This is a genomic window from Mycolicibacterium arenosum (assembly GCF_024320865.1).
GTDB classification, from domain to species: Bacteria; Actinomycetota; Actinomycetes; order Mycobacteriales; family Mycobacteriaceae; genus Mycobacterium; species Mycobacterium arenosum.
This window is the reverse complement of the sequence record NZ_JANDBD010000002.1, coordinates 369,780-381,105: the sequence shown is the minus strand read 5'-3', so window position 1 is coordinate 381,105 and position 11,326 is coordinate 369,780. Positions and strand designations below refer to the sequence as shown.

General features: G+C 69.2%; 8 protein-coding genes. 1 reads left to right on the top strand and 7 read right to left on the bottom strand.

From position 1 onward, the window contains the following. The first annotated feature begins 20 nt into the window (after window positions 1–20). A complete protein-coding gene (locus NM203_RS05490; protein WP_255058685.1) occupies window positions 21–839 on the top strand; it encodes a helix-turn-helix transcriptional regulator in 819 nt (272 codons plus the stop codon). On the opposite strand, the gene NM203_RS05485 is transcribed toward NM203_RS05490, so the two are convergent. From NM203_RS05485 to NM203_RS05455, 7 genes are all read right to left on the bottom strand, one after another. Next, the gene (locus NM203_RS05485; RefSeq protein WP_255058684.1) at window positions 836–2,290 is read right to left on the bottom strand and encodes a purine-cytosine permease family protein; all 1,455 of its coding nucleotides are present in this window, start codon (window positions 2,288–2,290) and stop codon (window positions 836–838) included. The genes NM203_RS05490 and NM203_RS05485 overlap by 4 nt on opposite strands. Window positions 2,291–2,308: 18 nt before the next feature. Beyond that, complete coding sequence (locus NM203_RS05480) at window positions 2,309–3,136, bottom strand: nitrilase-related carbon-nitrogen hydrolase (RefSeq protein ID WP_255058683.1); 828 nt, start codon at window positions 3,134–3,136, stop codon at window positions 2,309–2,311. Further along, a complete protein-coding gene (gene hisD / locus NM203_RS05475) occupies window positions 3,136–4,494 on the bottom strand; it encodes a histidinol dehydrogenase (protein ID WP_255058682.1) in 1,359 nt (452 codons plus the stop codon). The genes NM203_RS05480 and hisD overlap by 1 nt, the downstream gene beginning before the upstream one ends. A 94-nt stretch (window positions 4,495–4,588) precedes the next feature. Continuing rightward, the gene (locus tag NM203_RS05470) at window positions 4,589–5,551 is read right to left on the bottom strand and encodes a LysR family transcriptional regulator (RefSeq protein ID WP_255058681.1); all 963 of its coding nucleotides are present in this window, start codon (window positions 5,549–5,551) and stop codon (window positions 4,589–4,591) included. Between the two features lie 26 nt (window positions 5,552–5,577). After that, window positions 5,578–7,398, bottom strand: coding sequence for an ABC transporter ATP-binding protein (locus NM203_RS05465; protein ID WP_255058680.1), 1,821 nt, complete (start codon window positions 7,396–7,398; stop codon window positions 5,578–5,580). After that, the gene (locus NM203_RS05460) at window positions 7,395–9,311 is read right to left on the bottom strand and encodes an ABC transporter ATP-binding protein (protein ID WP_255058679.1); all 1,917 of its coding nucleotides are present in this window, start codon (window positions 9,309–9,311) and stop codon (window positions 7,395–7,397) included. The genes NM203_RS05465 and NM203_RS05460 overlap by 4 nt, the downstream gene beginning before the upstream one ends. A gap of 95 nt (window positions 9,312–9,406) precedes the next feature. Beyond that, the gene (locus NM203_RS05455; RefSeq protein WP_255058678.1) at window positions 9,407–11,287 is read right to left on the bottom strand and encodes an ABC transporter ATP-binding protein; all 1,881 of its coding nucleotides are present in this window, start codon (window positions 11,285–11,287) and stop codon (window positions 9,407–9,409) included. Between the last annotated feature and the right edge of the window lie 39 nt (window positions 11,288–11,326).

Below are 11,326 nucleotides of genomic sequence, written 5' to 3'. Positions count from 1 at the left end.
CCCCGAAAGAGGGGAACCCTGTGCGATCGCTGTTAAGGCCCCGCGACACCGACGTGCTGCGGGCCGAGTTGCGCCGGGTCGCCGTCGACGGCGGGGTGCCGGTGCTCTTCGGCGGCGAGGTGCGGGGTGACGCGTTGCTGCTCAGCGAGTTCGTCGGGACCAGGACCGGGCGGCTGCGCGGGCTGATCGTGCGATCCAACTCGGGGCTGGGCGGGGCGAGCATGGTCGAGGGCAGACCGCTGTCGGTGGCCGACTACCGCAACGCGTCGACCATCACGCACGACTACGACGGCCCCGTGCTGTCCGAGGGCATCCGGTCGGTGCTCGCGGTCCCCGTGATCGTCGACGGCGTGCCGCGCGCGATGCTCTACGGCGCGTACCGGTCGAGTGCGCCGGTGGGCGGACGCGCCGCCGATCTTATGGTCGCCTCCAGTCGCAGGATCTCCGACGAACTGCGCATCCGCGACGAGGTCGACCGCCGGCTACGGCTGCACGAGGCCGCTGCGGCAGGAGCCGTGGCGTCCGAGCGGGTGCGCGAGGTCCACGCGGAGTTGCGCCGACTCGCCGGGGTGGCGCCCGAGTTGCGGGGCGAGTTGGAGCGACTGGCCGGCCGGCTGACGGGCGACAGCGGGACGACCGATGTACCGCACCTGACTGCGCGCGAGCTCGACGTTCTCGCTCAGGTGGCCCTGGGCTGCTCCAATGCCGAAGCGGCCAAGCGACTTTCGCTGCGACCCGAGACCGTCAAGAGCTACCTGCGCAGCGCCACCGCGAAGCTCGGTGCGCGAACCCGGCACGAAGCCGTGTCCACGGCGCGGCGCGCGGGGTTGCTGCCCTAGGTTTCGACCGGCGCGACGCGGCCGGAGAAGCTGACCGCCTCGATGCCGTGGTCGCGAGAGTCGGCCTCCGCCTTCGCGATCTCCGCGGCGAGGTCGAGTGACCGCGCCATCAGCAGGTAGGCGAGCGCCGACGCGAACAGTCCGACGAACAGGGCGATGTCGACGTCACCGAGCGCCGAGGCGACCGGGCCGGTGTACCAGACCGTCACCACGAACGGGATCATCGCGACGATTCCGATGGCGTACGCACCCAGGCCGCGCCACCCCCACGTTCCGTACACGCCGCCGGTGGGCACGAAGATCTCGCGGATGGCGTAGTGGCCGCGCCGGACGAAGTAGTAGTCGACCAGGTTGACCGACGTCCACGGCACCAGCAGGTAGAGCAGCACCACCAGGAAGCTGCCGAAGTTGGCGAGGAATTCACCCGTCGACAGCACCGCTCCGAGCAGGCCGGCCGACGCGATCACCGAGCACGACACGATCCGCAGCCGGAGGGTGGGCCGCACCGCCTTGAACGAGTCGATCATCGTGATCAGCTCGAGGGACGCCGCGTAGATGTTGACCGTGATCACGGTGATGAGTCCGGGCAGCGCTGCCACCAGCAGCCAGGTGCCGGAGCCGGCGACGAGCTGGTCGGCGGCGCTCTTGACGGCCTCGAGCGGCGACGCGTCGGCGAGCAGAGCGGCGACCAGCGCGCCGAGCACCATCAGCCAGGCCGCACCGACGAAGACACCGGCGTACGTGTACCACAGCGCCTTTCGCGGACTCGTCTGCGGCGGCAGGTAGCGCGAGTAGTCCGAGACGTAGGGTGCCCAGCCGAGTGCGTACGCCGCCGCGGCGGCGAACTGCACGAGGAAAGCGGCCCAGGTGAAGCCGTCGAAACCGAACTGCCCCTGCGGAAGTGGCAGGAAGACCAGCGCCGCGACGGTGAACACGCCGAACGTCGCGAGGAACAGCCACGTCAGCCACGTCTGGAAGCGGTGGATCCAGTGATAGCCGTAGATCGCCAGCGCCAGCGCCAGGCCGGTGATGAGGACGAACCACAGGTCCCGCAGGTCGGTGTGGGTGGTCAGGGTGATGACGTCGGCGGCCAGGATCTGGTTGAAGATGTTGAACCCGACGATGCTGAACACGACGACGGCGCAGATCACGACGACACCCCGGTAGCCGAATTGCGCTCGCGACTGGATCATCTGGGGCAGTCCGAGCTGCGGTCCCTGCGCGGAGTGGAACGCGGTGAAGACCGTTCCGACGGCGGCGCCCAGCACGATCGCCACCAGCGACGTCAGAAACGACGCACCGAGCGATGCGCCGACCATGCCGGTGGCGAGGGTGGTGAGGTTCGCATTCGACATGAACCACAGGGGGAACAGCGTCGACGGCTTTCCCCGTCGTTCGTCGAGGGGGACCCAGTCGATGGACTTCGACTCGATGGCGGACGTCTCGGGCATGGCTTCCTCGCTAGCTGTTCAGTAGGACGTGCGGTTCAACAGGGCGTAGTCGGGCGTGTACAGCTCGGGGCGTCGATCGGCGAACAGGTCGTTGTACGGCCCGATCGACTTGTCTGAGGTCGTGGTGAGCACGGTGGAGGCGACGCCGTGCTCGTCCGGGGTCGCGCACACCCAGCCGTCGGGCGAGATGATCGCGGTGCCGCCGGTCCATTCGACGCCGCGCTCGACGCCGTGCCGATCGGCGATCACCGTGGGCAGTCGTGAGGCCCTGGCGGCTGCCATGGCCTGCACGAGCTCCGGCGGGTGCTCGCCTGCTGGCCGCTGCACCAGCGGCCAGTTCGACGGCAGTGCAAGCACTTCGGCTCCCGCCAGTGCGAGCCGGCGCGGCACCTCGGGGAACTCGTTGTCGTAGCAAATCGCCACGCCGAGGCGACCGACCGGGGTGTCGAGCACCGTTCCCGCCTCACCTCCGGTGGCGAAGATCCGGCACTCGGCGTCCCACAGGTGCGACTTGCGGTAGCACCCGAGCGCGCCGGACCGAGTCAGCACGAGCGCCGAGTTGTACAGCGCGCCGTCCGCCTGTTCGCAGAACCCGACGACGGCCACCGCGCCGTCCGGCACGGCGTCGGCGAGCGAGGTCAGCCGTGGGTCGTCGGCGCTCAGCGCGAGCGATCGGGCCTCGTTGTCGTCGGTGAACACGTAACCGCTGGTTGCCAATTCGGTGAAGACGATCAGGTGCGGTCCCGCCTCGGCCCGCGTCAACGCAGCGCGGATCGCGGCCAGATTGGCCGCGAGGTTCCCGAATTCGATCGGGATCGCGACAGCGGATGCGCGGACCGTGGCCATCAGCGGCCTCGGGTAACCGCGGGTGTGCCGTCGAAAGCGCCGGAGTGGCGGCCGATCTCGTCGATCCGGATGGTCGCGGTGGCTTCATGGGCGGCGAGTCCTTCGAACGCCGAGATCCGTTCGACCGCCGGGGCGAGCGCCGCGGTGGCCTCGCGCTGCGCCCGCTGGTAAGTCAGCGGCTTGAGGAACCGCGATACGGACAGCCCGGCGTTGTAGCGTGCCGTCTTGCCGGTCGGCAGCACGTGATTGGTTCCGGCGATGCCCTTGTCGGAGTAGGCCACGGTGCTCCACGGCCCGATGAACAGCGAGCCGTAGTTGCGCAGCTCCTTGAGGAAGTATTCGTCGTCGTCGGTCTGGACTTCGAGGTGCTCCGGGCCGAGGACATCGGCGATCGCGGCGGCCTGGGCCCGATCCGTCGCCACGACGACCGAGCCGTAGTCCCGCCACGCCGCTCCGGCGATCTCGCGGGTGGCCAGCGTGGCCAGCTGGCGGTCGATCGCCTCGATCACCCTGCGGCCCAACGACTCCGACGTGGTGATCAACGCGGCGGGTGAGTTGGGCCCGTGCTCGGCCTGCCCCAGCAGGTCGGCGGCCACCCACTCCGGATCGGCGGTCTCGTCGGCGAGCACCGCGACTTCGGACGGCCCTGCGAGCAGGTCGATACCGACGCGCCCGAACAGCTGCCGCTTGGCCTCGGTCACGAAGGCGTTGCCCGCACCGACGATCATGTCCACGGGCGCCTCACCGAGGAGGCCGAACGCCATCGCGCCCAGCGCCTGCACGCCGCCCACGGCGAACACCCGGTCGGCGCGGGACAGGTAGGCGCCGTACAGCACCGCGGGGTGCGCACCGTGCTCACCCGACGGCGGGGTGCACGCGACGACCGTCGGAACGCCCGCGGTCTTGGCGAAGCCGACGGTCATGAAGGCGCTGGCGAGCAGCGGGAAGCGGCCGGCGGGGAGATACGCGCCGACGCGGGTGACCGGGATGTACTGCACGCCGCCGACGACGCCCGGCGCGATGTCCACCTCGAAGTCGGAGAGGTGCGCGCGCTGCGCGGTGGCGAAGCGGTTCGTGCGCTCGTAGCCGAGTTCCAGTGCGGCCCGGACATCGGCGGGCAGGGCGTCGCCGCTGCGGCGGAGATCGTCGACGCCCACCTCGAGATCGCCGGTCCAGCCGTCGAGTTCGCGCGCGTAGTTGCGTACCGCGTCCAACCCGTTGCGTTCGATGTCGGTGAGCATCTCGGACACCCGCTCGACGACCTTCGGATCCCGTTGGGCGGGCGGCCCGTCGACGGCCGGCTTCTTGAGCCAGGTGATCGGTCCGAGGGCGCGGGCTTCGTCGGGCGTGATCTGCATGGCGGCGACGGTAGGCGGATTTGAGCCAAAGGACTAGATGGGTGAATCCAGCATAAACCACAGGACAACCCTGCTGTTAAGCGGTACCCGCTGGTCAGGACCGATTCCGGGCTATCAGCGGCACCGCGCCCGCCCGCTGCTCAGCCCTGGTGAGCGGGACGACGGGGAGGTGACGGATGGTGTCCTCGGCCAGCCGAGCGAACTCGCGCGTCGCGTTCGACAGCGGCCGTCCGCGATGCTGAGCGAGGGCGATCGTGTCGTAGAGCGGCTCGGCGAACGGCGTGGTGTGCAGACCGGCGGGGAACGCCTCGCTCGTCAGGACCGCGCCGCTGACGATGGTGTCGCCGATACCCGCGGCGACGAGCTTGAGCGCCGATTCCACGTGTTCGATCTCGATGACGGGCTCGAGCTTCAGACCCGCGAGTTGAGCGCGTTCGGCGAGCTGCCTGCGGGTGGGGTCCTTCCAGCCGTAGTGCGCGTCGTAGAGCACCAGGGTGGCCTGCGCGAATTGCCTTATCGTGATCGGCTTCTCGGTGCGCGCGGGGTCGGCGCTGACGTAGTACACCTCGTCGCGCAGCAGCGGCCGGATCACCAGATCCTCGTCGTCGATCGGCAGGATCAGCATGCCCGCCTCGATCTCCCCTGCCGCGATCGTCGCCGCCGTCTCCGCGGAGTTCTGCCCGACGAGCCGCACCCTGACCGCGGGGTAGCGCATGTGGAACGTCTGCACGAGGCTCGACAGCAGGTAGTAGTCGGCGTTACGGGGCACGCCGAACGTCGCCGTCCCACCGCCCAGCGACCCCACGGCCCGCACGGCGTCGACGCCGCTCTCGGACGCGTGCACGGCCTGCTGCGCGTACGGGAGCAGTTCGCGTCCCGCGGCGGTCAGGGTGAGCCGCCGACTGCCACGCACGAACAATTGCGCGTCGAGTTCGTCCTCGAGCCTGCGCACCAACTCCGACACCGACGCCTGCGCCATCACCAGCGCGTCGGCGGCAGCGGTGAAGGACCCGAGCCGTTGGGCCTCGACGAAGGCGCGGAGCTGATTGAGCGTCATACGGGTCGATTGTGGATCACCTACGCTCAGACCAGCGATTCGACCCAGGCCCGATGCAGCGCCGCGTACCGGCCGTCGCCCTGCATCAACTCCGCAGGCGGACCGTCTTCGACGATGCGGCCGTGCTCGAGCACCAGCACCCGGTCGGCGACCTGCACGGTCGACAGCCGGTGGGCGATCACCAACGCGGTGCGGTCGGCCAGCACGGTCGCGAGCGCGCGCTGCACCAGTCGCTCACTCGGGATGTCCAGCGACGAGGTGGCCTCGTCGAGGATCAGCACCGCGGGATCGGCGAGGAACGCCCGCGCGAAGGCGATCAGCTGACGCTGACCAGCCGACAGCCGACCGCCGCGTTTGGCCACGTCGGTCTCGTAACCCTCCGGCAGCGCCTCGATGAAACGCTGCGCGCCAACGGCTTCCGCCGCCGCGCGGACCTCCACGTCGGTGGCGTCGGGCCTGCCGAACCGGATGTTGTCGGCGACGGAGCCCTCGAACATGAAGTTCTCCTGCGTCACCATGACGACGTGCCTGCGCAACTCGCTCTGGTCGAGGTCGCGAAGGTCGACTCCGTCGAGGGTCACCGCACCCGAGGTCGGGTCGTAGAACCGCGCGATCAGCTTGGCGATGGTCGTCTTACCCGCTCCCGTGGTACCGACCAGCGCGACGGTCTGGCCCGCAGGCACCTCCAGCTGCATGTCGGGCAGCACCGGGCGCCCCGGCACGTAGGAGAAACTGACGTCCCGAAACCGGATGTCGCCCTTGACCGTCGGCAGCTCGACCGGCTTCTCGGGATCCGTCACCGCGGGCTGCTGAGCCAGCACGCCCGCGATCTTCTCCAGGGCCGCCGACGCCGACTGGAACGTGTTGAAGAACTGTGAGATCTCCTGCATCGGCTCGAAGAACATGCGCAGATACAGCAGGAACGCGGTCAGCGTGCCGATCGTCATCTCGCCGCGCAGCACCCGGTAGCCGCCGTACAGCAGCACGACACCGGTGGTGACGTTGCCGACGAGTTTGACGCCCGGCATGAAGATCGCGAGCAGCTTGAAGGCCTTCTCGTTGATGTCGCGGTACTGATCGGCGACGTCTTCGTAGATCTCCTGGTTGCGCGGTTCGCGGCGGTAGGCCTGAACGGCCTTGATGCCCGTCATCGTCTCGACGAACTGGACGATCAGCAGCGCCGCGCTCTCGCGCACCTTCAGATACGTCTTCGACGTCTGGGTCCGGAACCACCACACCAGGCCGACCAGGATGGGGAACGCCGCGAGGCACACCAGGCCGAGGTGGACGTCGAGCACCACCAGCAGCACCGCCGTGCCACCGAGTGTGAGGATCGCGGTGATCAGCCCGTCGAACCCGGTTTCGAGCATGTCCTGGATCGCCTCGACGTCGTTGGTCGACCGGCTCACCACCCGGCCCGACGTGTAGCGGTCGTGGAACGCCACATCGAGGCGCTGGAAGTGCCGGTAGATCCGCTGGCGCAGCGCGAGCAGCACCCGCTGACCGATCCGTCCGGAGCGCCGCAGGAAGTACATCCGGCTGACGGCCTGCAGCAGCACGACACCGCACAGCGCGCCGACGATCGTCAGGAGCTCGCGCGCCGGCCCCCCCGCGGCGATCGGCGGGATGCCGTGGTCGATACCCCGCTGCACCAGCAGCGGCACCGACAGCCGGGCGGCGTTCTCGACGATCACGACGAGCGCCAGCAGCGCCACCGCGGGTGCGTACGGCCGCAGCAGCGATCCCAGCAGCGACCGAGCCTCGCGACGACGGGACACCGATTCGTCGATCGGAAGATCGTCGTCGCGATCCTCGATCGTGCGGCCGCGCCAGTCCGTGACGCTCATGTGCGCGACCTCCCCTCCGCCAGATCCCTTTCCTCACAAGCCTCTTCGGTGGCCCTGGCCTCGAGGTAGAGGTTCTCCAGGCGCGTACGTTCGTCGTCCTGTTCCCATTCGAGGTCCTCGTCGGCGGCCAGCAGATACCGGTACTCGGGAGCGTCGGCCAGCAGTTCGGCGTGCGTCCCCACCCGCGTGATGGTGCCCCTCTCGAGCAGCGCGACGCGGTCGGCGAGCAGCACCGTCGACGCCCGGTGCGCGACGACGATGCCCGTCACCGCACCGAGCACCCGGCCCAACGCCTCGGTGACGACGGCCTCGGTGTGTACGTCCAGCGCCGACAGGGTGTCGTCCAGCACCAGCACGGCGGGCGCGGCCAGAATCGCCCTGGCGAGCGAAAGTCGTTGCCGCTGGCCGCCGGACAGGCTCATCCCCTGTTCACCGATGCGGGTGTCGAGGCCGAACGGCAGGTCGTAGACGAACTGCGCGGCGGCGACGTCGATGGCCTGAGCGATATCGTCGTCGGTCACAGGGTTGTCTGGGGCACTACCGAGTCTTAGATTCTCCGCCACCGACATTGAGAACAGCGTCGGATCCTCGAAGGCGGTCGCCACGGTCCGGCGCAACGCGGACAGCGACAACTCGCGGATGTCGAGGCCGTCGACGAGGATGCGTCCCTCGGTGACGTCGTACAGGCGCGACATCAGCGCGGCGAGCACCGTCTTCCCCGACCCGGTGGCGCCGACGAGGGCCAGCGTTTCACCGGGTTCGACGGTCACGTCGACGTGCCGCAGCGCCCACTCGTCCGAGTCCGGGAAGCGGAAGCCGACGTCGACCAGTTCCAGCCGGCCGCCGCGGGGCGGCTCGTCGATCGGGCCGTCGACGATGTCGCGCGGCGCGTCGAAGATCTCCACGACGCGGTCAGCCGCGGTGAACGACTCCTGTGTCATCGACAGCAGGAACCCCAGCGAGGCGATCGGCCACACCAGCGACAGCATCATGGTGATGAACGCGACCAGGGTGCCCAGGGTGACGAGGCCGTTGCCCGCGGCGTACGCACCGAAGCCGAGCACCAGGATCAGCGTGATGTTCGGAATGACCTCGAGCAGCGTCCAGAACCGCGCCGACACCGCGACCTTCTCGAGCTGGGTGTCGTACAGCTCCGCGGCGCGAGAGTTGAACCGCTCGTAGCTGTAGTCCTCGCGGCCGAACGACTTCACCACGCGCATGCCGAGCGCGGCCTCCTCGACGTGCGTCGCCACATGGCCGGCCTGGTCCTGCGACCGCCGCGACAGCACGGTGAACTTCCGCTGGAAGTGGAAGACCGTGACGGTGATCGGGACGATCGACACCACGACGACGACCCCGAGCGGCCAGTACATCGTGAGCAGGATCGCGGTGATGACCGTGATCTGAATCCCGTTGAGAACCAGGAACAACAACCCGAACGACAGGAACTGCCGAATGGCGCTCAAGTCGTTCATGACGCGTGACAGCAGCTGACCCGACTGCCAGCGGCCGTGGAAGGACATCGGCAGGATCTGCAGCCGGGCGTACAGGTCCTTGCGGATATCGGCCTCGACCCCGAGGGTCGCGCGTGCGACGAGCCAGCGCCGGATGAACCACATCAGGGCTTCGGTGATGCCGACGCTCAGCGCGGCCAACCCGAGCACCCACAGCCCCCGCTCGTCCTGGTTGCGAACCGGCCCGTCGATCACCGCGCGCGTCATCAGCGGGATCGCGACGGTGGCGGCGAGGCTGAACACCGAGACCAGCGCCATGATCGTCCAGCGCCACCGATACGGCTTCAGGTACGGCAGCAGGCGCGTCAGCGACGACGCCGCCCGCGACGACCGGCGCGGGCCCGCGACGGCCGGCGCACGCGTCAGCGTCGGAGGCCTCGACTCCCGTTTCGCGCGCATCACACCATCACCTGTCATCTGTCTAGCTCGTGCCTGTGACACGTTGAACGTCCCCGCTCACGATGTTCCCACCGCAAGCAACCGATTAAGCAACGTCACGCAACGGCTTTCCGGTCGCCGAACTGCGTCTCGTACAGCGACGCGTAGCGCCCGCGGCGGGCCAGCAGTCCGTCGTGCGTGCCGCGCTCGACGATGCGCCCGTCCTCGACGACCAGAATCAGGTCGGCGGCGCGCACGGTCGAGAGCCGGTGTGCGATCACGATCGAGGTCCGGCCCGCCAGTGCCTCGTCGAGTGCGGACTGCACCGCGACCTCCGACTCCGAGTCCAGCGCCGCCGTGGCCTCGTCGAGCACCACGACGCGCGAGCGGCCCAGCAGCAGCCGCGCGATGGTCAACCGCTGCCGCTGACCACCGGACAGCCGGTACCCCCGCTCGCCGACGACGGTGTCCAGGCCGTCGGGCATGTCGGCGACGACGTCGGCGAGGCGGGCCCGCCGCAGCGCGTCCCACAGCTGATCGTCGGTGGCTTCCGGTGCGGCCAGCAGCAGGTTCGCCCGGATGGACTCGTGGAACAGGTGCCCGTCCTGGGTGACGACGCCGACGGTGTCGCGCAGCGACGCGAACGACACGTCGCGCACGTCGGTGCCCGCCAGCCTGACGGTTCCCGAGTCGACGTCGTACAGCCGGGCCAGCAGCGACGCGATCGTCGACTTGCCCGCCCCCGACGGCCCGACCAGTGCGACCATCTGCCCCGGCTGCGCAGTGAACGAAACACCGTGGAGGACTTCGTCTCCGCCGCGCTCGTCCAGCACGGCGACCTCCTCGAGCGAGGCCAGCGACACTTTGTCCGCGGACGGGTAGCCGAAGCGCACGTCGTCAAACTCGACGGCGACCGGACCGTCGGGAACCGGCACGGCGTCGTCGCGTTCCCGGATGAGCGGCACCAGGTCGAGCACCTCGAAGACGCGCTCGAAACTGACCAGCGCACTGGAGATCTCGACACGGGCGTTGGCGAGCGCGGTCAGCGGCGCGTACAGCCGGGTCAGCAGCAGCGCCAGCGACACGATGGCGCCCGCCTGCAGCTGGCCGCCGATGGCCAGCACACCGCCGAGGCCGTAGACGAGCGCCAGCGCGAGCGCGGACATCAGCGTCAGCGAGTTCATGAACGTGGCTTGCAGCATCGCGGTCTTCACGCCGATGTCGCGCACCCGACTGGCCCGCGCCGTGAACTCCGCCGATTCGGCAACCGGGTTGCCGAACAGCTTGACCAGCGTGGCGCCCGGCGCCGAGAACCGTTCCGTCATCTGGGTGGTCATCGTCGCGTTGTAGATCGCGCTCTCGCGGCTGAGCTTGGCCATCGTGGAGCCGATCCGCCGCGCGGGCACCAGGAACAGCGGCATCAGCAGCAGCGCCAGCGCCGTGATCTGCCAGGAGATGCCGATCATCACGACGAGCGTCAGCGTCAGCGTGACGAGGTTGCCGACGACACCGGACAGAGTGTCGGAGAACGCGCGCTGCGCGCCGATGACGTCGTTGCCCAGCCGGCTGACGAGTGCGCCGGTGCGGGTTCTGGTGAAGAAGGCGATCGGCATCCGCTGCACGTGGTCGAACACCGCGCTGCGCAGGTCGAGGATGAGGCCCTCGCCGATAGTCGACGACAGCCAGCGGGTGACCAGACCGACGCCGGCCTCGGCCAGCGCGACGGCGGCGATGACCGCCGCGATCACCACCACCGTGGACGGCGCCCCGCCTTTGACGATGACGTCGACCACCCGGCCCGCCAGCAGCGGTGTCGCCACCGCCAGCAGGGCCCCCACGACGCTGATCGCGACGAATCCGCCCAGCCGTCGGTGGTGTCGCGCGGCGAAGCGCCAGATGCGCGTCAGCAGCGCCCTGTCGGCTAAGCCGCTGACATCGCCGCCGCGGGCTCGCGTCTGCCGGTACAACGTCTGGCGCGCGACTGTCTCAAGATTCATGTCATCACCGTAGAACCTCAACAAATGATGAGGTCAACG